Raw genomic sequence first — 22823 nt, 5'->3', positions numbered from 1 at the left:
GCACGATTATACTTTTGATGTTAAGCGCCCGCTTAACGCCAATGGGCACGCGCCCAGCCACGGCGCAACGATTCGTGCCGGGCGCCACGCGGTGCAACAATCGGCGTTGGCGTGCCCGCGCCCACGCCTTACAATTTCGCCTCTTCGTCGAAATTTTCGGCATTTGAATTTGCGGCCCATACCAAGGCACGGCTGACCTGCTCAGACCGCGCCGGCAATCCTACCCATCATGACCACGCAAACTGCACCCACAATCGAAATCGGCGCAGACGACCTGCCGCTGCACTGCCCGACCGCCAAGACCCCGGCCTGGAACTACCACCCGCGCGTGTTCCTCGACATCGCCGACACCGGCGAGGTCAAGTGCCCGTACTGCGGCACCGTCTACAAGCTGGCTCCCGGCGTTGAACTGAAGGGCCACCATTGAGCCGTCTTCACTCGCAGTACGACGCTGGTCGCAACGGACGTCCGGCGAATCGATGATGCGCAAGATCCTCGTTGTCGCCCCGAACTGGATCGGTGATGCGCTGATGGCGCAGCCGCTGTTTGCGCAGATCAAGGCGCGCCACCCGCGTGCGCAGATTCACGCCATCGCGCCCAAGTGGGTGGCGCCGGTGCTCGCGCGCATGCCCGAGATTGCCCGCGTGCTGCCAACCGACCTCGCACACGGCAAGCTGCAGCTCGGCAGCCGCACGATGTTTGCCCAGCAACTCAAGAACGAGACGTTCGACGCGGCCTACGTGCTGCCGAACTCGTTCAAGAGCGCGCTGATCCCATGGCTGGCCGGCATTCCACTGCGCATCGGTTACAAGGGCGAGTCGCGCCTGGGCGTGCTGAACGTGCGCTACCCGAATCCGCCCAAGAATGCCCGCCCGCCGATGGTGCAGCACTATGCTGCGCTGGCCTTCAAGCCCGGCGCCAAGCTGCCCGACGCCCTGCCCGACCCGAAGCTGAACGTTGACGTGCAGCGCGTGGCCGCCACCTCGGCCAAGTTCGATATACCCGGCAACGCACGTCTGGTCGCCTTCTGCCCCGGCGCCGAATATGGCCCCGCCAAGCGCTGGCCTGCCGAGCACTTTGCCGAGCTTGCACAGATGCTGCGGCGCTCGTTCCCGTATGCGCAGATCGTCGCGCTCGGTTCGGGCAAGGACCGTGAGATGGCCAACGCCATCGTCGAACGTGCGCCCTTTGTGCGCAACCTGTGCGGCGAGACCTCGCTCGATGAGGCCATCGAACTGCTCGCCCGCTCAGAGGCAGCCATCTGCAACGACTCGGGCCTGATGCACGTAACGGCCGCCCTGGGGCGACCGCAGGTGGCCGTGTTCGGCTCCAGCGACCCGCGTCATACGCCGCCCCTGTCGCCCGCTGCGAGTATCATGTGGCTCCACTTGGAGTGCAGTCCGTGCTTTGCGCGCGAATGCCCGCTGGGCCACTTGCGCTGCCTGCGCGACATCGGCCCCGAGATGGTGTTTCATGAGTTGCGCCGGCTGCTGCAGCCGGCTTAGATTCGTTACGCTTGTCCGCAGTCCTTCCCTGAACGCCCAGCCGCCATGCCACGATTTGCCCGCCTGTTCGAAGCCGCCGAGGACATCCTCGAAGCCTATCGCGATGCACTCAAGCGCCGCGATGCCGATGGCGCGCTCAGGCTGTGGCTGGATGAGGATTCCGTGAGCTTCATCCTGCCCGATGGTCAACGCCTGAACGGTCACGAACAACTGCGCGGCTGCCTCGACGCGCTGGTCGAGAAGAATCCGGTCTGGATCGAATGTCTCTCGCAGCAGGTGCACTCATCGCTGGGCGTGTCGATTTTCGAAGCGACTGAAGCGCTGCGCTTCTCCGCCACCGCCACTGAAGCTGACCTGTATGTGCACACGACCTACGTGCTGATGCAGAACCACGAAGGCTGGCGCATCGCCCACGTGCACTCCAGCCAGGCGGCGGAAGAACGTGTGGCAGCCTCCATCTCCAGCGCCACACACTCCCTGCACTAAACCAGCCGCGCTGGGCGTGGCTGATGCATTCGTCCGATGACACGCTCGTTCCGCCAAGCTGCCCCCGTTGAACTGAACCTCGGCGCCATGCTGGCGGGGCCGTTCGAGCCGCACGCGTTCCGCTCGCCGTGGTGGCTTATCGGCGGCAACGCACAGACCATCGTGCCGGCACGCCTCTGGCGCTTTCCGCGCATCACCTACAGGCGCGAGCGCTGGGACACGCCCGACCAGGACTTCATCGATCTCGACTGGACTACACACGACACGGATGCGCACGCGCCGCTCGTCGTCATGTTCCACGGCCTGGAGGGTGATTCGCGCAGCCACTACGCGAGCCTGCTGATGGATGCGCTGCGCGCGCGCCGCTGGCCTGGCGTGATCCCGCACTTCCGCGGCTGCTCGGGTGAGATGAACCGCGCCCCGCGCATGTACCACTGCGGCGACGGTGCTGAAATCGCGTGGATTCTTGAGCGGCTTTACCGGACGGTCTGCGAGCCCCAGGGCCGCAAGTTGCTGGCCGTGGGCATCTCGCTGGGCGGCAATGCGCTGCTGCGCTATCTGGGCGAGCACGGTACCGGCGCACGGCACCTGAGCGCAGCCGCAACAGTTTCTGCGCCGCTTGACATGCGTGCCGGTGGCGCAGCGCTGTCTCGCGGCTTCAACATGGTGTACACGCGCATGTTCCTGCGCACGCTCAAGTCCAAGGCCAACGCCAAGCTCGACCAGCACCCGGGCTTGTACGACCGTGCCGCCATGATGGCCACGCGCACGCTAGGCGAATTCGACAACCTCGTCACTGCACCGCTGCACGGCTATCGCGACGTGCTCGACTACTGGACGCGCGCGTCGTCCAAGCCGATCCTGCGCGACGTGCGCGTGCCGGCGCTGGTGCTCAACGCGCGCAACGATCCATTCCTGCCGGGTCAGCACCTGCCCGGCCCCGCCGACGTCTCACCGGACGTCGTGCTGGACCAGCCGCAACATGGCGGCCACGTCGGCTTCCTGCTGCGCCACGACAGCGGCCTGCGCAACATGGCCGGCCGCATCGACTGGATGCCCGCACGCGTGCTGCGCTTCTTCGACGACGTGCTCGGTCGCCAGGCGCAGCCCGGAGGCTTGGATTCCCATGGATGAGATCGTCCGCCAGGCGATGGCCAAATGGCCCAACGTGCCGAACTGCTTCGGCTGGTTGGCGCTGGACCGACGCGGCCAATGGCGCATGCGCAACGAGTTTGCGCAGGCCAACAAGCTGTCGGGTGATCCGATCCGTCACCCGTCGCTGGTCGACTTCATCGTGCGCAACTACGCGCACGATGATGCGGGGCAGTGGTTCTTCCAGAATGGGCCGCAACGCGTGTTTGTGGAGTTGGAGTACACGCCGTGGATTGTCCGGCTGGTGCCCGATGGCGCAGTGCCGGCCTTCACGACCACCACGGGCGCGGCCTTCTCGCCCAACGGCTGTTTTGCCGACGAGCAAGGCAACGTGCTGCTGTCTGGCCTCGTGGCGGGGTGGGATGCCGAAGACAGCATCGCCGCGCTGCACGATCACGACTTGGAGCCGTTCTCATCGCTGGCGCAATGGCATGGAGACGCATGCGGCGCCGCACTCGGCACACTCACCATCGGCAGTCGCACGTTCGACATCGAGCCGATTCGTCGCGCAGAAGTCGCACGGCGTTATGGATTCGTGCCGCATCCCGCACCGTAGCGATCACCGGAGACTGCGTCACCCGACTACTTCGGTAGCGCCTTGTCCTCGGCCTTCTCTTCCTTGTACTGCCGCTCCATCTGATGCAGCCGCGCATCGACTTCGGACAGCGTGTAGAAATCCGCATCGCCTGCTTCGCGAGCCAGTTTGAGTTGCTCCACCGCAGAACCCCATGCACCGTCACGCGCGTACTTCTCGGCCAGCGCGCGGTGCTGCTCCAGGCGCTTGCCCTTGTCGGCATAGGCACGCGCGAGCATGTCCCACCAGATCGATTGCGCCGTGTCTTCTCGGGTCTTGTCCTTCAGATACGGAATGGCGTCATCGATCCGGCCGGCCGTCAGCAAGGTCTGCGCATACGTCATACCAGCGGCGCGCGACAACGGATACGCAGCAAGTGCCGCACGTGCCAAGGTCAGTGCCTCGGGCGTGCGGTTGCGGGCGCGCGCCAGCTCGATGGCGGTCACGTCCAGATCAACGCTGCCTGAGGTAATACCGGGGATGTTGCCGTACAGGCGACGCGCCTCCAGCAGCGCTTGCTCGGCTTCGTCAAGGCGCCCTGCCATCTGGTTGGCCACCGCAATGCCGTACCACAGCGCGGCGCGCTTCTCGACTGGCGCATCCGGTGCCGAAGTCAACTGCGACTGCATAGCATTGCGCACATCGATGTAGGAACTGGTCGACGTTTCCTGCAATACACGCGCACGCGCCTTGGCAAAGCCGAACTCCGGCCGGCGTGGTTGGCGTGGATGCGGCAGGCCGCGTGCACGGTCGGCCATATCGGCGATACGCTCGCCGGTCAGCGGGTGCGTGCGCGCATAGCCGGGAACCACACCGGTATCCGCAATGTTGGTGACCCGCTGCATGCGGCGAAAGAAGTCCGGCATGCCCTCCGGGTCATAGCCGGCGCCGGTGAGCAGCGTAAAACCGACACGATCCGCCTCACGCTCGGCACTGCGTGAGAACGAAAGCTGGTTCGACACCGCTGCCGCCTGCCCGCCGATCGCCAGCGCCTGCGCCGCATCGCCACTCTTGGTGGCTGCTAGGCCCGCCAGCAGGAGCGACGCCAACGCAATCCACATCGACTCGCCCGACTTGTCGATGCCGCGCGCGATATGCCGCTGCAGCACGTGGCCGATTTCGTGGCCGAGCACGGAGGCCAGTTCCGACTCGCTCTCGGTCGCCACCAGCGTGCCGGTGTTCACGCCGATATAGCCACCCGGCAGCGCAAACGCATTGATGGCCGGATCGCGCACCGCAAACAGCTCGAAGCTAGACGATGACGTACTGCCCGCCACGTGTTGCCGACGCGCCGCCTCGATCAGCTTGTAGCCGATGGTGTTCAGGTAATCGCTGAGCAACGGATCGGACACGTAGTCCGGATCACGCCGGATCTCACGCATCACACGGTCGCCCAACCTGCGCTCCATGTCTGGCGACAGCGCCGCTGTGGACGGATCGCCCATGTCGGGCAATTCGTACGTTGGCGCATCAATGACGGTCGGGTCTTTCTGCAGATACGGCGACTGGCGGCCGATCTGCACGCTGCGGTTCAGGTTGCTCTGCACCTGGTCCGCCTGCGCAGCAGAGCCTAAACCCAGATTGGCCGAGGCCGCCGGCGCAGAAGCCGGCACTTGCGCCAGCACAGGCAGCGGCAATGGCACCAGCCACGTCGACAACAACACAACGGCCGTCAGCTTGCGAGCGCGCGGCCGGAAGAGGGAATGCGTCATACGGAAAGCGCAGTGTGCAGGATCAGCCCTGCGGCATCGGGAACCGCCGGGCGCTTGCTATCATAAAACGCTTCGTCTTCTGCTCCGCAATCCTGCGGTCACTTATGTCGCAACTCACCCACTTCGATTCCGCCGGACAAGCCCATATGGTCGACGTCGGCGACAAGGCCGTCACGCACCGCGTGGCGGTGGCTACCGGCACGATCCGCATGCTGCCCGATACGTTTGCGCTGGTGCGCGATGGCACAGCCAAGAAGGGCGATGTACTGGGGATCGCGCGTATTGCGGCGATTCAGGGATCGAAGCGGACGTCTGACCTGATCCCGCTGTGCCATCCGTTGGCGTTGACCAAGGTGGCGGTGGCGTTTGATCTGGATGAAGCGGCTCACAGTGTCCGCTGCACCGTTCGCGCTGAGACGCGTGGGCAGACAGGTGTGGAAATGGAAGCGCTGACCGCCGTGCTGGTGGGGCTACTGACGATCTACGACATGTGCAAAGCCGTGGATCGGGGGATGGTGATTGGGGATGTGCGGTTGATGGAGAAGCACGGGGGGAAGTCTGGGGATTGGGTGGCCGCTTAACGAGCTCATACCCCAATGAAAAAGAGCGTCCTGAGACGCTCTTTTGTTTGGGTACGCGGAAATCAGCGGCACTCGCTGGGGGCGTACTTCGCATCCAGGGTTGGCGTCGACGCCGGCGCCACCGAATTCGCACGTGCAGCGACACCGCTCGCGTAGCAGTCCCACCGAATTGGGCCCGTGGGTCGCGTGTTCATGGCGAGTTGTTCGCCATTCACCGTCGGCTTGAGAACCAGCGTATTCTCCCCATCAGGGGCCACATTGGATGCATAGGCAATCTGAATTTCACCTGTTGCTTGGCTGATCGTGATGCCTCCAGCAAGCACATTGCGCGTTGCCGATGTATTTGAGGCATAGCCTTGATCCAGCGCCATGCCTGTGGTCGCGTTCTCCGCCACAGCCGTCTTGGCCGTTGCCGCCAATGTCAGCCCCTCGGTCACACGTGAACGTGCCACATAGTCCTGATATGCCGGAACGGCGATCGCCGCCAGAATACCGACGATGGCGACAACGATCATTAGCTCAATCAGGGTAAAACCCGCTTGGTTTTGCTTGCCGACACAGCGCTTCAGACGCATTGACTCCTCCTTAATCGTTATTTCAGATATTCAATTGCCGCTTTCTTTCGGCATTTGAGAGGAAGAAGACTAAGCGAACAGATGAAGCTCCATATAAGACGCAACGATTTTTGATTTTTCCAATAAGAAAGCGCCCAAAGGGCGCTTTCACTATTGCGACGTGGCGGGAGTTTCTTTAACCAATGGTTTTGCTGCCAGGGCGAGCAGGTTTTCGGACTTAAGCCGAGTACAAAGCGTCTTCAGCTTGCCATCTCCCTGTTTTTCACAGGCCTGCGCGAGCATCCAAGTCTGCGTTGCGTAGTCGGCCGGATAGCTGCCGCGCATACGACGCGCGTACACCATGGCTTCATCGGTCCGCCCAAGATACGCGAGTGCGAGCACGTAGCGTTGAACCGTGAGCGACCCCGGATAGAACTGCATGGCGTGGAATTCGAGCTTCTCCAAGGATGACGCCATCTCTGGGGTCACGTTCCACTGAATCGCGAACGCGAGATTCTCGTAAGGCAGCAGCAACGTCGGCCCATGCCCACGATACCTGGCGATTTCCTTCTGCGCCCCGTCGGGCGCGTAGTGAAGGCGCTCCACAGCCTTGTAGTCACTCCACAGATGCACCATCAAGGCGATACCGCCGATGGAAATCGCGGCGGTAGATACAAAGACCATGCCGCTGGAAGGCACCCGCAAGTTGCACTCATCCGCATAACCCAGGACAAAGGCTAACGGCAGCAGGAAGAACAGGTAGTGCAGCGGATACTCCAACATCGAATGCACGCCCATGACCGCCGCGATGGAAAGCAGGAATGCCAGCTCCGGCGTCATCCTGCGCTTTCGCAAACTCCACAGGAAGCCGAGCATGGGTAGTGCAATGGCAAGCAACCCAAGCAAGCCGACCTTAGCCAGTTGATCCAGAACGATGTTGTGCGCATTCAGCGACATCGTGACGGGGCCGAGCACTTCGGTCTGTACAAACTGATTCCAGGCGTAGTCACCCCAGCCGCCACCCAGCCACGGATGCGCGACGAACATGTGCCATGCATGCAGCCACAACTGCGTCCGCCCCGTGCCCTCGCCCAGCCGGTCGACCGTCGATGCGGACAACTCCAGATGCCAGAGTGCGTTGGCGTACTCGACCAGCCAACTGCACAGTTGGTATGTCACCACCAGTAAAACAACCGGCAGACACGCGCGCATCCAGCGACGCCAGCCGCGCTGATCCGCCGTCCAGGCCATCCCGATCAGCCCACCCACCGCAATGATGTGCAGCCACGACATCCGCGAGAACGTCAGAGAGATCCCGATCAGGAAGAGCACAACGACCACCGCCAGCGGCCACCGCGCGCGACGGCAACGTAGTGCCAGGAACATGCTGGCTGCCAAACCGAACGCAAGATACGACGCCAGATGGTTAGGCTGGTTCATGTTGCCCCATAGGCGCCGGCGAGGGGGTTCGGGAGACGCAGCAATGAACACTGGCGACAAATCCGGCACGCGCAATAGCTGCACCAACTCAATCGCCACCGTTGCGAGGCCGCCGACAATCAAGCCAATCGCCAACGCCTCGAGAACACCGGGTAGTTCTCGGCTGCGGGCGCCCAGACTACACGCGGCGGCAGTGGCCAACAGGAACACCGTCGCGGCGAGCGAGAAGAACGGATTCAGCGGCGGCGCAAGCAGCAACTGCGCGAACAAGGCGGCAATCAATGCGAGCGGCGCCAGTGCGATCCGCGGCAGGCCGATCTTGCTTCTCCATGTCACCGCCAGTACGGCGATCGCGAAGATTATCCAGCAGATGGCCGTGACATATTCCGCATAGAAAGTCGGCATCGGCAGCGTATGCGGTGCAAACAGGAAGGGAAGCGCGCCGCATATGGCCAAAGCAAACCAGAGCGGGATGTACTGAAGTCGGGATCGAAGCATGCGCAAATCAGCGAGAAAACGGGAGTCGGGCGACGCAACCGAGGCGCCGCTTACAACGTCCGCGAGTGTAGTTGAACGAACCGCAAATTAAGCTTGATGGCTTTCCGTACATGCCACCCCGCTCAGCGCACCCGCACAAAGCAAAGGGCGCCCACAGGCGCCCTTGCAATTCTCTTATTCCTTGGCAAGCCAGCCATTACACGCGACTGGCCAGAACAAGAATATAGTGATCAGTTCTGGCAAGCAGACGGCAGGTACGGGAACATCGCAGGGACGTTGCCCACGCTGGTAGCGCTCGCGGTGCCAGCGGTGCCGCACTGCCACTTGATCGTGCCGTCAGTTTGGCCGGCGCCGAAGATACCCATGAACTTACCGTCAATTGCGCTGGCGCCGGTACCGCTCAGCGTCACTACCACGGCCACATTCGAGCCAGTCGTGTTATAGCTAATACCACTGACGTACTTGGCATTGGCAGCCAGCGGTGCGATCGGCGAGCTTGCGACCACCAGACCACCGTTCGAAGCGTATTGCTCAGCCACAGCAACCTTAGCTGCGTCCAGATCGGTCGTCGCTTCCACCAGCTTCGACTTGATCATGTAGTTGTTGTATGCCGGCAGCGCGATAGCAGCCAGGATACCGACGATCGCAACCACGATCATCAGTTCGATCAGCGTGAAACCCTTCTGGACACGCTTGTTGATACGCATCGACTTCATGTAATCCCCCGGAATGTTTGGTTAAAGGTGAAGCGAGTTAGTAACAGCAGGGACCGTGCCAGGTCTATTTCGCGTGTTTCGCCCCTCCAAAACGCCCGAATTGGGCAGTCGTCGTGACAACAATTGTCAACTTTCAACCATCCGTGACAGAAGGCGTTACATTTGTGGCTCTAAGATCACATTTTGGTGTCGAATTTGCCCCAAGTCCGGATGCGGTCGGAGTTACTTAAGGGCGGCATTCAACCGCCCCCCACTCGAAGCACGAGAGACAAAAGAAAGACGGGCAACAAGAAACCTTGTTGCCCGTCTTTTAGCAAGGTCGATCAACCTGGATCATCGATATCAGTGTTGACAAGCTGTAGGCAGGTACGGATACATCGATTGCACACCAGCACCAGACGCAGTGTCATTGGCGGTGTTTGCGGTACCGCAAATCCAACTGACGGAACCGTCTGCCATGCCCGTGCCGAACACCCCCAGGAACTTGCCATCGACTTGTGCAATACCAGTCTTGCCAAGCGTAACGACTACCCCAACGGTCGAGGCCACACCCGGGTTGTACTTGATAGATGTCACATATTGCGCGTTACTGGCGACAGCCTGCGTGATGATAGGAGGCGAACTCGCGCTCGGGAATGTACCTCCGCTCGACGAGTACGCCTCGTTGACCGCAACGCGTGCTGCATCCAGCGTCGTCACAGCCTCGGTCAACTTCGCCCGCGTCATGTAGTTGGTGTATGCCGGCAATGCAATCGCTGCCAGAATTCCGATGATCGCCACCACGATCATCAGTTCGATCAATGTGAAGCCGCGCGCGCGGCGCCTCGTTCCCGTGCTGTGCTTGAAGCCCATGACCTCTCCCCAAAAGGCATTTTGTTGTGGGAAGCCACAGTGCAGAGACTATGCCAAGGCACACACTGTGTTAACGGGCGAAAACTGGCGCACTGTGACGAGATTTCGAACGCAAATCTGACCGTTCTTGACAGAACTCTGGACAAATCGCGTCATCACCTACTTTCGGGGGGAACCTTTCGGATTAGGCCTGGCGAAGTGTTCGGCGGCTCAACCACCAGCCCACGGCAACCACGAGCAGCGCGCCCGCGCAGCCGACCACGATGTCGGCACGCGGCACCGCATGCGCGAACCACGCGCCATCCACCGGATCAGTGACGAGCATGTCGCCCGCTAAGTAGCCGAGCAATGCCGCCCCGAGCGTCACGATGATCGGAAACCGCGCCATCACCCCCACCAGCAGCGTGCTGCCAAAGATGATGAACGGAATCGACAGCCCGAGGCCCAGCACAAGCAGCAGGAAGACTGTGCCCGGCGGCCCCTTCTCTGCCGCTGCGGCCACGGCCACGACGTTGTCGAGCGACATCACCAGATCGGCAATCAGGATGGTCTGAACGGCGGGCCACAGACCATCGCGCTGGTGGCGGCCGTGTGCGTCGCCTTCATCGACCTCAGCCAACAGCTTGATGCCGATGTAGACCAGCAGCATTGCGCCAATCGTCTTCAGATACGGCAAGGCCAGCAGCTTCACCGCCAGGATGGTCAATACGATACGCAGCGCGATGGCGCCGGCACTGCCCCAGAAGATCGCCTGCTTCTGCTGCCGCTGCGGCAGATTGCGCGCGGCCAGGGCGATAACGACCGCGTTGTCACCCGACAGCACGACATTGGTCAGGATGATGGAACCAAGCGCAAACCAGAATGCGCTGGACGTAAGCACCATGAATGTTCCCAAAGATGTTCTTGTTGGATAGGGATAACAGGCAAGAGACCGCGTCTTTGCTTATACACAGGTCACGCCTCGTGCGCACGCTGCATCGCTCATGACTCGCGCGCAAACAAAAACGGGAGCCGAAGCTCCCGTTCTCGCACAACCTCAAACCTTGCCGATTACAGCATCGCCTTGAGCAGACGCGCCATTTCCGACGGGTTCTTGGTGGTCTTGATGCCGCATTCTTCCATGATGTCCAGCTTCGCTTGCGCGGTGTCGGCACCGCCCGAGATCAGCGCGCCGGCGTGGCCCATGCGCTTGCCCGGAGGCGCGGTCACGCCAGCGATGAAGCCAACCACCGGCTTCTTCATGTTGTCCTTGATCCAGTAAGCCGCGTTGGCTTCGTCCGGGCCGCCGATCTCACCGATCATGACCACGGCGTCCGTTTCCGGATCGTCGTTGAACATCTTCATCACGTCGATGTGCTTCAGGCCGTTGATCGGGTCGCCGCCGATACCGACTGCCGACGATTGGCCCAGGCCCAGCGCGGTAAGCTGGCCCACGGCTTCGTACGTCAGCGTGCCCGAGCGCGACACCACGCCGATGCGGCCCTTGCGGTGGATGTGACCCGGCATGATGCCGATCTTGATTTCGTCCGGCGTGATCAGGCCCGGGCAGTTCGGGCCCAGCAGCAGCGTCTTGCTGCCGGCCTTACGCATCTTGTCCTTGACCATCATCATGTCGCGCACGGGGATGCCTTCGGTGATGCAAACCACCAGGTCCAGCTCGGCTTCAACGGCTTCCCAGATCGCATCAGCAGCGCCTGCGGGCGGCACGTAGATCACCGACACGGTTGCGCCGGTTTGCGCCTTGGCGTCCTTGACGGTGGCGTAAATGGGAATGCCTTCGAAGTCTTCGCCGGCCTTCTTCGGGTTCACGCCGGCCACGAAGGCGGCCTTGCCGTTGGCGTAGTCGCGGCAGCCGCGGGTGTGGAACTGGCCGGTCTTACCGGTGATCCCCTGGGTGATGACCTTGGTGTCTTTGTTGATCAGAATCGACATGCTGTAATCCTTTTTGGCCTTTTGGCAGCGAGTTGCCTCAATAAGCGCAACTCGCGTTCGCGTATGGTTGGTTCAGCGGGCGGCTTACTTGCCGGCGGCTGCGGCCACGACCTTCTCGGCGGCCTCTGCCATCGTGTCAGCGGCGATGATCGGCAGACCCGAGTCAGCCAGCATCTTCTTGCCGAGGTCTTCGTTGGTGCCCTTCATGCGCACGACCAGCGGCACCGACAGCGACACAGCCTTGGCCGCGGCGATCACGCCTTCGGCGATCACGTCGCAACGCATGATGCCGCCGAAGATGTTGACCAGAATGGCCTTCACGTCCGGGTTCTTCAGCATCAGCTTGAAGGCTTCGGTCACCTTCTCGGTGGTGGCACCGCCACCCACGTCCAGGAAGTTGGCCGGTTCGCCGCCGAACAGCTTGATGGTGTCCATCGTGGCCATGGCCAGGCCGGCGCCGTTCACCAGGCAGCCGATGTTGCCGTCGAGCGAGATGTAGGCCAGGTCAAACTTGGAGGCTTCGATTTCGGCCGGATCTTCTTCATCCAGATCGCGGTAAGCGACGATTTCCGGGTGACGGAACAGCGCGTTCGAGTCGAAGTTGAACTTGGCGTCCAGGGCGATGACCTTGCCGTCGCCGGTCAGGATCAGCGGGTTGATTTCAGCTTGCGAAGCGTCGGTTTCCCAGAATGCCTTGTACAGGCCTTGCAGGGCTTGGCGGGCTTGCGCGATCGAAGCATCCGGCACGCCGATCTTGCGGGCGATGTCGTCAGCGTCAGCGTCGGTCAGGCCGGTCGACGGTTCGATGATCAGCGTGTGGATCTTTTCCGGGTGCGATTCAGCGACTTCTTCGATGTCCATGCCGCCTTCGCTCGAGGCCATCAGCGCGACCTTCTGCGACACACGGTCCACCACCAGCGACACGTACAGTTCCTTCTTGATGTCCGCGCCTTCTTCGATCAGCAGGCGCTTGACCAGCTTGCCTTCCGGGCCAGTCTGGTGCGTCACCAGGGTCATGCCCAGGATGCTGCTGGCGTATTCCTTGACCTGGTCCATGCTCTTGGCAACCTTCACGCCGCCGCCCTTGCCACGGCCGCCCGCATGAATCTGTGCCTTCACGACCCACACCGGGCCGCCCAGGGTTTCAGCAGCCTTGGTGGCTTCTTCGACCGAGAAGGCCGGAATGCCGCGCGGAACCGGCACATTGTATTTGCGCAGGATTTCCTTGCCTTGGTACTCATGGATATTCATGCGTGTTTCCTTTGCTAGGCAGAGTGAGTGTGATGAGTGTTGAAAACGCGAGCAGTGCGGCGCCCTTCAGGACGAGGGCTCTGGCGACGGCTCGGTGCGTGGCGGTTGGATCTTGGCTTCGGGCTGGTAGGCATACCAGCGCGGATAGTGCTTGCGGACCACCTCGCCCTCAAGATGCAGGGCATGGCAGCCATGGAGTTGATATGGCGGTTTTTCGCCGGGCTCGATCGGTCGGAGGTCGTTGGAGTTGTCGCGCACCGGAAAGACATCGCCCGCAAACGCCTGGATGGCGGCGGTCGGCAGCACGCCGCACAGCTCGGTCAGGTGCGTACAGCCCGCCACGCCGCCTAGTCTCTCACGCGAGGCCTTTCGAAAACCCTTCATCAGGTTCAGGCCGATGAGCTTGCGATAGGCTGGGCCAATTGTGTCGCAGTGTGTGGGATACGGCACCCAGTCGGAGCACGCTTCGGCGTCGACGACGTTCATGCGGGTATCGATGGTCACGCGCAGCCACAGGTCATGCAGCGGCTGGCCTTCGGGGCGGACGCCGCCGCTGGCCAACGGGATATCGCGAGGCTTGGTGTCGGTCAGGCGCGCTTCGATGTCCCACAGACCGTCTTCCCGCAAATAGGCTTCCACCGTGATGGCACGGCGGTGGCGCATGACGCGCGGGACGGGAGCAGACAGAGGCATGGACCAGACAGACCGATAGGACCGATGAAGGCGGCGCACGCGGATCTCGCGCATCGCCTACGGGACGTATGTAGCAGCGCATCAGCCACCACACACGAACACAACCGCCTCGCCACCGAAGTAGCAGACGGTATCAAAGCCATGGATTTTAACACGTCGTTACGACTGTACTGCGTCGTATGCTGCAATGCGGTGCCGGAAGGGTTGCAACGACCGATCAGGGTGCAACCCCTTGGATCGGCACGCAAACGGATTGTCCGCGCAAATTGTTGGGAGATCGCCGACGTTCAGTCGGATTCGTCACCTTCGCCCAGCAATTCGTCTGCGCCCGAGATGATGCGCGAGACTACCGAACGGGAGAATCCGCGCGCCATCATGTAGCGGACTTGCTTGGCGCGTTCGGCCAGATTGGCCGGTGGGCGGCCGAAGCGCTTGTCCCAGAGTGCCTTGGCTCGTGCCACCTCGGTACCTTGCAGTTGGGCCTTCACCTCGCCCAGCGTTTCTTCGCCGAGCTGATGCGTTTTCAGTTCCTGCATCAACCGGGCTGTGCCATAGCGGCCAGCGCGTCGGTGCACCACGCTTTCCGCGAAGCGCGCATTGGACAGCCAGTTCTCACCCTCCAACCAATCCAGCAGCGCGTCCACCTCCTCTGCAGATTCGGCGTGCGGCGCCAGCTTGCGGCGCAGTTCGGCACGGCTATGCTCGCGCCGGGACAAATAGCCCAGCGCGCGCGCCTTGAGTGATAGCGGTTGACGCGGCAACGGCATGTGGTTTCACGCCCCAAAGAAAAACGCCCGCCGTTGGGGGACGGCAGGCGTATGAAGCTCGATAAAGCCGCCGATCTGCGCCGGCGGCCAACCCAATTACTCTTCCTCAACCTCGACTGCGGCCGCCACGACGGCGCTCATCGGGGTCACGCCCAGCGCTTCGCGGACCTTGTTCTCGATGTCGCGGGCCAGGTCGGGGTTCTCGCGCAGGTATTCGCGGCAGTTGTCACGGCCCTGGCCGATGCGCTCGCCGCCGTAGCTGTACCAGGCGCCGGACTTCTCAACAATCTTGGCCTCAACGCCCAGGTCGATGATCTCGCCCTCGCGCGACACGCCCTGGCCGTAGAGGATGTCGAAGATGGCTTCACGGAACGGCGGCGCCACCTTGTTCTTGACGACCTTGACCTTGGTTTCGTTGCCGACCACGTCGTCGCCCTTCTTGATCGAGCCAATGCGGCGGATATCCAAACGCACCGAAGCATAGAACTTAAGCGCGTTACCGCCCGTGGTGGTTTCAGGCGAGCCGAACATCACACCAATCTTCATGCGGATCTGGTTGATGAAGATCACCATGCAGTTGGTCTTCTTGATCGTGCCGGTGAGCTTGCGCAGCGCCTGACTCATCAGACGGGCTTGCAGGCCGGGCAGCGCATCGCCCATTTCGCCTTCGATTTCAGCCTTGGGCACCAGGGCAGCCACCGAGTCGATCACGATCAGGTCGACCGAGCCCGAACGCACCAGCGCGTCGGCAATTTCCAGGGCCTGTTCACCCGTGTCCGGCTGGGAGATCAGCAGGTCCGGCACGCTCACGCCGATCTTGTCAGCGTAAGTGACGTCAAGCGCATGTTCCGCGTCGATAAAGGCGCAGGTGCCGCCCAGCTTCTGCATCTCGGCAACCACCTGCAGTGTCAGCGTGGTCTTACCGGACGATTCCGGACCGTAGATCTCAATCACGCGGCCGCGCGGCAGACCACCAACGCCCAGCGCCACGTCCAGCCCCAGCGAGCCCGTGGACACGACCTGGACCGGCTCTACCTCGGCATCGCCCATCTTCATGATGGAGCCCTTGCCGAACTGCTTTTCGATCTGCGCGAGTGCGGCAGCCAGCGCCTTCTGCTTTTCTGCGCTCATCGTGGCTGCCTTCTTGCCGTCTTCCATGGTCGTCCTTCGTGCGATTTGGTGTATAAATGGGCCGCAAGGGCCGATGATTCCTGCGTTTGTTCGCAACAGCAATCAGCTGCACGGCCTGACGCTGGAACCAATCTTGATACTTTAGCGCCGCCAAGACTACAGCACCGCGAATTCGGAGTACTGTATAAAAAACCAGTGGTTTTGACAAGTCTCCAGCGCAGCGATTGCGCAACAACACGCGTGTAAACAATGTAGCGGGCGGGATGGGCGAGCCAGACCCTTGCCCAGCATCGCGGGGAGACACGCATGCGCATCCTGATAGCCGAAGACGACGCCACCCTGGCCGACGGGCTGACCCGTTCGCTGCGCCAGGCCGGCTATGCCGTCGACCGGGCAGAAGACGGGGCCGCCGCCGATGCGGCGCTTGCCACACAGACGGCCCAGACCTATGACCTCCTGATCCTCGACGTGGGGCTGCCGCGCCTGTCGGGGCTGGAGGTGCTCAGACGCCTGCGCTCGCGCGGGGCCATGCTGCCGGTGCTGATCCTAACCGCCGCAGATAGCGTGGAAGACCGCGTCAAGGGCCTGGACCTGGGCGCAGACGACTATATGGCCAAGCCCTTCGCCCTGTCCGAGCTGGAGGCACGCGTGCGTGCGCTGGTACGACGCGGCACCGGCGGCGGCGCCACGCTCGTCCGGCACGGCCCCCTGGCGTTCGACCAGGTTGGCCGCATCGCCTATATCCATGACCAGATGATCGACCTGTCAGCGCGTGAGATCGGGCTGCTGGAAATCCTGCTGGCGCGCGCGGGCCGGCTGGTGTCGAAGGAGCAGTTGGTCGACCACCTGTGCGGCTGGGGCGAAGAAGTCAGCAACAACGCCATCGAGGTGTACGTCCACCGCTTGCGCAAGAAGATCGAGGTGGATGGCATCCGCATTGCCACCGTACGCGGACTGGGCTATTGCCTGGAGCGCGCCGCCACCCCCGCCAACCCTGCTGCTGCCCATGGCTGATCGGCTGGCCTGGCCGTGGCGTCGCCACCGGATACCGCGCGCACCGCGTACCAGCGCTGCACCCCAGGCCGACGACCGCGACCTCGCCGATACCCTCCCCCATCTCGAAGACGACGCCACCGGGCCCGTCGCGCGATCGCTGTTTGGCGAGATTCTCGACTGGATGCTCGCGCCACTGTTGCTGCTCTGGCCGATGAGCATTGCGGTGACGTACCTCGTGGCCAAGTCGATTGCGAATGCGCCGTACGACCGCGCGCTGGAATCGAGCGCCATCGTACTCAGCCAGCAGTTGCGTGAGGTGAACGGACGCGTGACGCTGCAGTTGCCGATCTCCGCGCGCGAGATCCTGCGCGCCGACGAGACCGACAACATCTATTACCAGGTGCTCGGCGAGAGCGGCGAGTTCGTCTCGGGCGATCGCGATCTGCCGCTGCCTCCTGAGGAAGACGCCAACGCCGGTGGTCTCGTGCAGCTGCGCGACGACCACATCCATGGCGCAGAGATCCGTGTGGCGTATACGTTTGTGCAGCGCCCCGGCATGACCGGCGGCAAACCCGCGTTGGTGCAAGTGGCCGAAACGCTCGACAAGCGTGCGCAACTGGCCAACGAAATCATCAAGGGCGTGATCCTGCCGCAGTTCGTGATCCTGCCGCTGGCGGTCATTCTGGTGTGGTTCGGGCTCACACGCGGGCTGGCACCGCTCAATGCGATCCAGGAGCGCATCCGCGCACGCAACCCGGGGGATACCAGCCCCATTGACGAAGGCGCCGCCCCGCAGGAGCTGACGCCACTGGTGGCATCGTTCAACGACCTGCTCGGGCGGCTGGAGCAATCGGTGCAGACGCAGAAGCGTTTCATTGCCGATGCCGCACACCAGATGAAGACGCCGCTGGCCGGCCTGCGCATGCAGGCGGAACTCGCGCAGCGTGAACAGTCGCCCGACGAGCTGCGCCGCACGCTAGCCCACATCGCCGACAGCTCGGACCGGACGGCGCACCTTGTCAAGCAATTGCTCTCGCTGGCGCGCATGGAGAACATGGGCGCAACCGACGGCATGGTGCCGCTCGATATCTGCGCGCTGTCGCGGCAGGTGGTGGCTGACTGGCTGCAGAAAGCGTGGGCCAAGCGGATCGACCTCGGCTTCGAAGAGCCTGGCCCACCGGTCATGACGTCCGGCAACGCCACGATGCTGGCCGAGATGCTCAACAACCTGCTCGACAACGCCATCCGCTACACGCCCGATGGCGGTCATGTCACGGTGCGCGTGACCACCGCACCGTTCGAGCCGTTCGTGTTCATCGACGTGGACGACACCGGCCCCGGCATCCCCGTGGCAGAACGTGAACACGTGATGCAGCGCTTCTATCGCATTCTCGGCACGCAGGCCGAGGGCAGCGGACTGGGCCTGGCCATCGTGCGTGAGATCGTGCAGCAGCACGGCGGCGACATCGAGGTGCTCGACAACGTCCACCAGACATCGCCACGCGTGGCGGGCGCGCGCTTTCGCATCACGCTGCATCGCTGCGCACCGGATGGGGAAACCACCGCATGAGCATCACGCCCGGAACGCCCGCACGCCAACGCTGGATCGCCAACATGCGCTGGATCGCCGCGCTGTTGGGGGTGTGGTTTGTCGTCACCTATGTGGTGGCGTTTTTCGCGCGCGATCTGTCGATGCGCTTCTTCGGTTGGCCGTTCGCTTACTGGGTGGCAGGGCAAGGCGCACCCATCGTCTATGTGCTGATCACCGTGCTGTATGCGTGGCGCACCAACCGCGCTGCGGATGCTGCATCGCAGGATGACGAGGCATCGCATCACGAAGCCACCGAGCCCTCTCCACCGCCTTCCATTTGATGCGCTGAAGCAGCAAATTGCGCTGCAACGCAACGCGCACATCCTCGTGTATACCCCGACGAAATTGCCCCGTTGATGGGGTGTTCGTGTCAGAACGCAGTAAGTTTCGCTTCCCACAATCGTTCACAATTCCGCGGGCGATTGCTTTGCGTTGTCATGTCCATGCCCAGCGGGACGACCTACGAAAACAGGAGACAACATGGCAACCGTGCAAAGTGCACCGAACGCGCCCGCCGGGCGTGTCCAGCCTGCGCCCATGACGAAGGAGGAGAAGAAAGTCATCTTCGCTTCGTCGCTCGGGACGGTGTTCGAGTGGTACGACTTCTATCTCTACGGCTCGCTGGCGGCAATCATCGCCAAGCAGTTCTTCTCGGGCCTGGATCCAACGGCGGGTTTCATCTTTGCACTGCTGGCCTTTGCCGCCGGCTTCCTGGTGCGCCCGTTTGGCGCGCTGGTGTTCGGCCGGCTGGGCGACATGATCGGCCGCAAATACACGTTCCTGGTCACCATCGTGATCATGGGTACGTCGACGTTTATCGTCGGCCTGTTGCCCTCTTACGGCACGATTGGCGTGGCCGCACCGATCATCCTGATCGCGCTGCGCATGCTGCAAGGTCTGGCGCTGGGCGGTGAATACGGTGGTGCTGCCACGTATGTCGCCGAGCACGCGCCGCATGGCCGTCGCGGCGCCTACACCTCGTGGATCCAGACCACGGCCACGCTGGGCCTGTTCCTGTCGCTGGTCGTCATCCTGGTGGTGCGCGAACTGACCGGCAAGGCGTTCGACGACTGGGGCTGGCGTATCCCGTTCCTGGTGTCGATCCTGCTGCTGGCGACGTCGGTGTACATCCGCCTGTCGATGAGCGAATCGCCGGCATTCCAGAAGATGAAGGCCGAGGGCAAAACCTCCAAGGCCCCGCTGACGGAAGCCTTCGGCCAGTGGCGTAACCTGAAGATCGTGATCCTGGCGCTGCTCGGTCTGACCGCGGGCCAGGCCGTGGTGTGGTACACGGGCCAGTTCTACGCGCTGTTCTTCCTCACCCAGGTGCTGAAGGTGGACGCGTTCACGGCCAACGTGCTGATTGCCGTGGCGCTGGCCATCGGCACGCCGTTCTTCGTGTTCTTCGGCTCGCTGTCGGACCGCATCGGCCGCAAGAAGATCATCATGGCCGGCTGCCTGCTGGCGGTGCTGACCTACTTCCCGCTGTTCAAGGCGCTCACGCACTACGCCAACCCGGCGCTGGAGCGTGCCCAGCAAACCGCGCAGATCACCATCACGGTCGACCCCAAGGAGTGCTCGTTCCAGGGCAGCCCGATTGCCCGTGAGGTGGACTTCCGCTCGTCATGCGATATCGCCAAGCGCACGCTGGCGCAATCGTCGGCCAGCTACGAAACGGTGGAAGGCCCGGCCGGTACGGTTGCCTCGGTCTCGATCGCAGGCAAGCAGATCGCCTCGCTCAACGCCACCCGCACGGCGGACGGCCAGAGCTTCGACGCGGAGAGCAAGGCGAAGATTGCCGACTTCAAGAAGCAGGTGAGCGAGTCGCTCAAGGCCGCCAACTACCCGACCAAGGCCGATCCGGCACAGATGAACACGGTCATGGTGCTGGTGATCCTGGTGATCCTGGTGATCTACGTGACCATGGTCTATGGCCCGATCGCGGCGATGCTGGTGGAAATGTTCCCCACACGCATCCGCTACTCGTCGATGTCGTTGCCGTATCACATCGGCAACGGCTGGTTCGGGGGGCTGCTGCCGACCATCTCGTTCGCCCTGGTGGCCCAGAACGGCAACATCTATCACGGGCTGTGGTACCCGATCTGGATCGCAGCCATCACCTTCGTGATTGGCGTGCTGTTCGTACGGGAGACCAAGGACGTGGACATCTACAAGAACGACTGAGCAACATGACGAATCAAGGGGCTTGACAGATTCGTCGAAGGCTGTAGAATTTCGTTTCTTCGGCGAATTAGCTCAGTCGGTTAGAGCGACGGAATCATAATCCGCAGGTCCGGGGTTCGAGTCCCTGATTCGCCACCATCTTCAGAAAGGCTCTGCAATCAACAGGTTGCAGAGCCTTTTTCTCGTTCGGTGGGTCACTTGGTGGGCATCCCCACCCGCAAGTTGCCCCAACTGCGCCAATAGTCACACCACTGTGGGTACGACTTGATCGTCATGCGCAACAGTTTGATGGCATAAAAAAAGCACCCTTTGGGGTGCTTTTTTGTTGGCGCTGACTTCTGACTTTCACTCTAAATTTTTTGGATGATCTCGAAACATTGCGCGGCGACGCCGTCAATTCGTTTTTGAGATTACGCCCGTCATATACTCATTCAGGTCGCGAAAATCTTTAACCGTCCACGTGAATGGGGCCAGTTTTACGCCATTCTCCCGCAGAGTTTTCGGAATCAAATCCCCGTTTGGGCGAAGTATGACAGATGACACAATGACCCCCGGATAATCGGCTAGGCGTTTTTTGAACGCTCGCGTTGTGAGATCCGGTGTTGGAGGGCTGCTCTTGTTGGCCAACGGCCCTGTGCCCTTAATATCCACACCATGGCACATGGCGCATCTCTTCACGAAAATCCGCTCTCCATTGATACTGTCCGCAAAGGATATCGATGGCGTTAGAAGCAGCAGCATCAACGCTGCGATGAAATTTCCTTTAGCTCTCATACATTCCGTGCTTTCATCGGGATCAGCTCAGATCCGCATTTTTGCGTTGTGGAATTACTGTGACGGGCCCACTGCCTTCAACTTTCACCTTCTGCAATTGGGCTACCTGTTGGGGCGAATATGAGACACTTTTTTTTGCCCCACTTTATAAATCAACTCACATTTTTCGGAGCGAATTGTTGATGGGAAAAGGGGTTTTGTCAAACCGTTGAACACCCCGGATTCACCACCGAATGTCAGAAAGGTCACCATTGCTTGCGTAAGAGCGGCTTTTGTTTGTCTGCGCACCCGCGCAGCGCCCCCTACTGCAGCGCAAGGCTTTCCAACACGAAGTCCTTGATATCGCGCCGCGTCTCTTCGGGCATCCGAGAGAACTCCAGGCCGTAGACGAAGCGCTCGCCGTCCTGCCGGCGATTGCGAACCTCGACGAATACCGTGATGGGCCGCGTGCGATGCTCGATGGCCAGATCCACCCTGAGCCGCGCGGTGCGCCCCACGATCAGAAAATCCTCCTTGGCCGACACACCTGCGCCCGTGGTACTGACGTTCTCGACCACCACATCAACAGCGGCACGTTGATACTCGCCTGAGGACAACTCACCCGGAAACGCCGTGATCACGCGTTGATGCTTGCGCACGAGCGCCTGCGCGACGGCCTCCGGATAGCGCAGGAAGTAGCAGCCGAAAGGCCCCGCCGCTTCCGGCAGCAACGCCGTCGAAAACTTGAACAGCCGCGAGCCGGTGAAGAGCCGGGCGTCGTACGGCACGCCTTCCGTCAATGCGAGGGCGTTCTCGTCCGCCACGCATTGCACGATCAACGCTTGCCCAGGTATCACGCCCACCAGCTCCACGCGCAGCACATCCTTGGCATCGCCGGCCGTCAGGTGGAAGAACTCCACCTTCTGCGTGAGATTCGGCAACGATGAAGGCTTGGTGAGCAACGGTTCGGCATCGCTGCCTGGCGCAACACCCTCGGCTTCCTGCCCGCTTGAGGCCTGCGACGGATGTTTCTCTGCGGTCGATGCGTGGACAGGCTTCAACCCAAACCTTCCGGCATGCACTGTGTTGCGCCGATAGCCGAGACGGTACAGCCGCTGCAACAGAATGTCGGACGTGACCACCTGCCCCTTCTGGAGAAGCAGGGCACCGTCAGCGTTGTAGATGGCGAAGTCGATAGGCCTGTCAAGCCGGAGATCGCCGGAAGCGAGCTTGATGAGCATGGTTGTTCTTGACGAGGGTTGCGCGCGGCTGCGTGGCCGCGAGGAGTGTGCCGCGCACCTCGTCCGGGTGCGATACCCCTTGCGCGGGGGACGCGGCTACACACCGCATGTGCACCACGCGGTAATAAGTGACTCAAAAAGCACACCCCAGCATGGACGGCAGAAACAGCAAAGCCCCGCATCAAACGGGGCTTGTTGCCATGTCGACTACCTG

23 protein-coding genes and 1 tRNA gene are annotated in these 22823 nt (G+C 62.0%); 11 read left to right on the top strand and 13 right to left on the bottom strand.

Translation table 11 applies throughout. The features are described 5' to 3' along the window. Positions 1-229 precede the first annotated feature (229 nt). From R2N11_RS23010 to R2N11_RS22990, 5 genes are read left to right on the top strand one after another with little or no spacing between them, the layout of a single operon-like run. Positions 230-427, top strand: coding sequence for a zinc-finger domain-containing protein (locus R2N11_RS23010; protein ID WP_048934100.1), 198 nt, complete (start codon positions 230-232; stop codon positions 425-427). Positions 428-479: 52 nt separating this feature from the next. Then, positions 480-1505 carry a lipopolysaccharide heptosyltransferase II gene (gene waaF / locus R2N11_RS23005; RefSeq protein WP_039600698.1) on the top strand — a complete coding sequence of 342 codons (1026 nt, stop codon included), beginning with the start codon at positions 480-482 and terminating at the stop codon, positions 1503-1505. 45 nt (positions 1506-1550) lie between these two features. Further along, complete coding sequence (locus tag R2N11_RS23000; RefSeq protein WP_316682501.1) at positions 1551-1991, top strand: YybH family protein; 441 nt, start codon at positions 1551-1553, stop codon at positions 1989-1991. Between the two features lie 36 nt (positions 1992-2027). Continuing rightward, the gene (locus tag R2N11_RS22995) at positions 2028-3125 is read left to right on the top strand and encodes a YheT family hydrolase (protein WP_316682500.1); all 1098 of its coding nucleotides are present in this window, start codon (positions 2028-2030) and stop codon (positions 3123-3125) included. Next, positions 3118-3699 (top strand): DUF2946 family protein, encoded by a 582-nt coding sequence (locus tag R2N11_RS22990; RefSeq protein WP_316682499.1) that lies wholly within the window; start codon positions 3118-3120, stop codon positions 3697-3699. The genes R2N11_RS22995 and R2N11_RS22990 overlap by 8 nt, the downstream gene beginning before the upstream one ends. Positions 3700-3725: 26 nt before the next feature. Here the strand turns inward: R2N11_RS22990 and R2N11_RS22985 are convergent, their stop codons facing one another. After that, entirely contained in the window at positions 3726-5429 is a 1704-nt protein-coding gene (locus tag R2N11_RS22985) for a beta-barrel assembly-enhancing protease (protein WP_316682498.1), read from the bottom strand. Between the two features lie 104 nt (positions 5430-5533). On the opposite strand from R2N11_RS22985, the gene moaC reads away from it, so the two are divergent. Further along, positions 5534-6010 (top strand): cyclic pyranopterin monophosphate synthase MoaC, encoded by a 477-nt coding sequence (gene moaC, locus R2N11_RS22980; protein WP_316682497.1) that lies wholly within the window; start codon positions 5534-5536, stop codon positions 6008-6010. Positions 6011-6072: 62 nt separating this feature from the next. Here the strand turns inward: moaC and R2N11_RS22975 are convergent, their stop codons facing one another. From R2N11_RS22975 to recA, 10 genes are all read right to left on the bottom strand, one after another. After that, on the bottom strand, positions 6073-6585 hold the full coding sequence (locus R2N11_RS22975; RefSeq protein WP_316682496.1) for a pilin: 513 nt from the start codon (positions 6583-6585) through the stop codon (positions 6073-6075). A 150-nt stretch (positions 6586-6735) separates the two neighbouring features. Beyond that, a complete protein-coding gene (locus R2N11_RS22970; RefSeq protein WP_316682495.1) occupies positions 6736-8502 on the bottom strand; it encodes a PglL family O-oligosaccharyltransferase in 1767 nt (588 codons plus the stop codon). A 230-nt stretch (positions 8503-8732) separates the two neighbouring features. After that, positions 8733-9209, bottom strand: coding sequence for a pilin (locus tag R2N11_RS22965; protein ID WP_430715470.1), 477 nt, complete (start codon positions 9207-9209; stop codon positions 8733-8735). 351 nt (positions 9210-9560) lie between these two features. Next, positions 9561-10070 (bottom strand): pilin, encoded by a 510-nt coding sequence (locus R2N11_RS22960; RefSeq protein ID WP_316682493.1) that lies wholly within the window; start codon positions 10068-10070, stop codon positions 9561-9563. A 184-nt stretch (positions 10071-10254) separates the two neighbouring features. Beyond that, the gene (locus R2N11_RS22955) at positions 10255-10953 is read right to left on the bottom strand and encodes a TerC family protein (RefSeq protein WP_316682492.1); all 699 of its coding nucleotides are present in this window, start codon (positions 10951-10953) and stop codon (positions 10255-10257) included. Positions 10954-11120: 167 nt separating this feature from the next. Then, positions 11121-12002: a succinate--CoA ligase subunit alpha gene (sucD, locus tag R2N11_RS22950; protein ID WP_021196607.1), complete on the bottom strand. Its 882-nt coding sequence runs from the start codon at positions 12000-12002 to the stop codon at positions 11121-11123. Between the two features lie 84 nt (positions 12003-12086). Further along, positions 12087-13253, bottom strand: coding sequence for an ADP-forming succinate--CoA ligase subunit beta (gene sucC, locus R2N11_RS22945; RefSeq protein ID WP_316682491.1), 1167 nt, complete (start codon positions 13251-13253; stop codon positions 12087-12089). A gap of 66 nt (positions 13254-13319) precedes the next feature. Next, complete coding sequence (locus R2N11_RS22940) at positions 13320-13946, bottom strand: DUF2889 domain-containing protein (protein ID WP_316682490.1); 627 nt, start codon at positions 13944-13946, stop codon at positions 13320-13322. A 287-nt stretch (positions 13947-14233) separates the two neighbouring features. Continuing rightward, a complete protein-coding gene (recX, locus tag R2N11_RS22935) occupies positions 14234-14713 on the bottom strand; it encodes a recombination regulator RecX (RefSeq protein WP_316682489.1) in 480 nt (159 codons plus the stop codon). A gap of 96 nt (positions 14714-14809) precedes the next feature. Then, positions 14810-15871, bottom strand: coding sequence for a recombinase RecA (gene recA, locus R2N11_RS22930; protein WP_021196603.1), 1062 nt, complete (start codon positions 15869-15871; stop codon positions 14810-14812). Positions 15872-16150: 279 nt separating this feature from the next. On the opposite strand from recA, the gene R2N11_RS22925 reads away from it, so the two are divergent. The 5 genes from R2N11_RS22925 (at position 16151) to R2N11_RS22905 (ending at position 20753) form a co-directional block, all read left to right on the top strand. Then, positions 16151-16858 (top strand): response regulator, encoded by a 708-nt coding sequence (locus R2N11_RS22925; RefSeq protein ID WP_316682488.1) that lies wholly within the window; start codon positions 16151-16153, stop codon positions 16856-16858. Next, the gene (locus R2N11_RS22920) at positions 16851-18410 is read left to right on the top strand and encodes a sensor histidine kinase (protein ID WP_316682487.1); all 1560 of its coding nucleotides are present in this window, start codon (positions 16851-16853) and stop codon (positions 18408-18410) included. The genes R2N11_RS22925 and R2N11_RS22920 overlap by 8 nt, the downstream gene beginning before the upstream one ends. Further along, positions 18407-18712, top strand: coding sequence for a DUF4212 domain-containing protein (locus R2N11_RS22915; RefSeq protein WP_199032372.1), 306 nt, complete (start codon positions 18407-18409; stop codon positions 18710-18712). The genes R2N11_RS22920 and R2N11_RS22915 overlap by 4 nt, the downstream gene beginning before the upstream one ends. A gap of 199 nt (positions 18713-18911) precedes the next feature. After that, positions 18912-20615, top strand: coding sequence for an MFS transporter (locus R2N11_RS22910; RefSeq protein WP_199032373.1), 1704 nt, complete (start codon positions 18912-18914; stop codon positions 20613-20615). A 61-nt stretch (positions 20616-20676) separates the two neighbouring features. Continuing rightward, positions 20677-20753, top strand: a tRNA-Met gene (locus R2N11_RS22905). A gap of 255 nt (positions 20754-21008) precedes the next feature. Here the strand turns inward: R2N11_RS22905 and R2N11_RS22900 are convergent. Further along, positions 21009-21389 (bottom strand): cytochrome c, encoded by a 381-nt coding sequence (locus tag R2N11_RS22900; RefSeq protein WP_199032374.1) that lies wholly within the window; start codon positions 21387-21389, stop codon positions 21009-21011. 302 nt (positions 21390-21691) lie between these two features. Further along, complete coding sequence (locus R2N11_RS22895; RefSeq protein WP_316682486.1) at positions 21692-22609, bottom strand: PilZ domain-containing protein; 918 nt, start codon at positions 22607-22609, stop codon at positions 21692-21694. Between the last annotated feature and the right edge of the window lie 214 nt (positions 22610-22823).

The organism is Ralstonia flaminis, assembly GCF_958415495.1.
Taxonomy (GTDB): Bacteria; Pseudomonadota; Gammaproteobacteria; order Burkholderiales; family Burkholderiaceae; genus Ralstonia; species Ralstonia flaminis.
The sequence above is the reverse complement of the archived record's forward strand: the minus strand, read 5'-3'. Positions and strand labels throughout refer to the sequence as shown.

Bases quoted from the DNA above. Each gene is read 5' to 3' on its own strand.
- R2N11_RS22995 (WP_316682500.1), top strand. From the start codon at position 2,028: ATGACACGCTCGTTCCGCCAAGCTGCCCCCGTTGAACTGAACCTCGGC.
- sucD (WP_021196607.1), bottom strand. From the start codon at position 12,002: ATGTCGATTCTGATCAACAAAGACACCAAGGTCATCACCCAGGGGATC.
- R2N11_RS22940 (WP_316682490.1), bottom strand. From the start codon at position 13,946: ATGCCTCTGTCTGCTCCCGTCCCGCGCGTCATGCGCCACCGCCGTGCC.
- R2N11_RS22960 (WP_316682493.1), bottom strand. From the start codon at position 10,070: ATGGGCTTCAAGCACAGCACGGGAACGAGGCGCCGCGCGCGCGGCTTC.
- R2N11_RS22985 (WP_316682498.1), bottom strand. From the start codon at position 5,429: ATGACGCATTCCCTCTTCCGGCCGCGCGCTCGCAAGCTGACGGCCGTT.
- R2N11_RS23000 (WP_316682501.1), top strand. From the start codon at position 1,551: ATGCCACGATTTGCCCGCCTGTTCGAAGCCGCCGAGGACATCCTCGAA.
- R2N11_RS22900 (WP_199032374.1), bottom strand. From the start codon at position 21,389: ATGAGAGCTAAAGGAAATTTCATCGCAGCGTTGATGCTGCTGCTTCTA.
- R2N11_RS22910 (WP_199032373.1), top strand. From the start codon at position 18,912: ATGGCAACCGTGCAAAGTGCACCGAACGCGCCCGCCGGGCGTGTCCAG.
- R2N11_RS22915 (WP_199032372.1), top strand. From the start codon at position 18,407: ATGAGCATCACGCCCGGAACGCCCGCACGCCAACGCTGGATCGCCAAC.
- recX (WP_316682489.1), bottom strand. From the start codon at position 14,713: ATGCCGTTGCCGCGTCAACCGCTATCACTCAAGGCGCGCGCGCTGGGC.
- R2N11_RS22990 (WP_316682499.1), top strand. From the start codon at position 3,118: ATGGATGAGATCGTCCGCCAGGCGATGGCCAAATGGCCCAACGTGCCG.
- R2N11_RS22920 (WP_316682487.1), top strand. From the start codon at position 16,851: ATGGCTGATCGGCTGGCCTGGCCGTGGCGTCGCCACCGGATACCGCGC.
- R2N11_RS22925 (WP_316682488.1), top strand. From the start codon at position 16,151: ATGCGCATCCTGATAGCCGAAGACGACGCCACCCTGGCCGACGGGCTG.
- moaC (WP_316682497.1), top strand. From the start codon at position 5,534: ATGTCGCAACTCACCCACTTCGATTCCGCCGGACAAGCCCATATGGTC.
- waaF (WP_039600698.1), top strand. From the start codon at position 480: ATGATGCGCAAGATCCTCGTTGTCGCCCCGAACTGGATCGGTGATGCG.
- R2N11_RS22955 (WP_316682492.1), bottom strand. From the start codon at position 10,953: ATGGTGCTTACGTCCAGCGCATTCTGGTTTGCGCTTGGTTCCATCATC.
- sucC (WP_316682491.1), bottom strand. From the start codon at position 13,253: ATGAATATCCATGAGTACCAAGGCAAGGAAATCCTGCGCAAATACAAT.
- R2N11_RS22970 (WP_316682495.1), bottom strand. From the start codon at position 8,502: ATGCTTCGATCCCGACTTCAGTACATCCCGCTCTGGTTTGCTTTGGCC.
- R2N11_RS22965 (WP_430715470.1), bottom strand. From the start codon at position 9,209: ATGCGTATCAACAAGCGTGTCCAGAAGGGTTTCACGCTGATCGAACTG.
- R2N11_RS23010 (WP_048934100.1), top strand. From the start codon at position 230: ATGACCACGCAAACTGCACCCACAATCGAAATCGGCGCAGACGACCTG.
- R2N11_RS22975 (WP_316682496.1), bottom strand. From the start codon at position 6,585: ATGCGTCTGAAGCGCTGTGTCGGCAAGCAAAACCAAGCGGGTTTTACC.
- R2N11_RS22895 (WP_316682486.1), bottom strand. From the start codon at position 22,609: ATGCTCATCAAGCTCGCTTCCGGCGATCTCCGGCTTGACAGGCCTATC.
- recA (WP_021196603.1), bottom strand. From the start codon at position 15,871: ATGGAAGACGGCAAGAAGGCAGCCACGATGAGCGCAGAAAAGCAGAAG.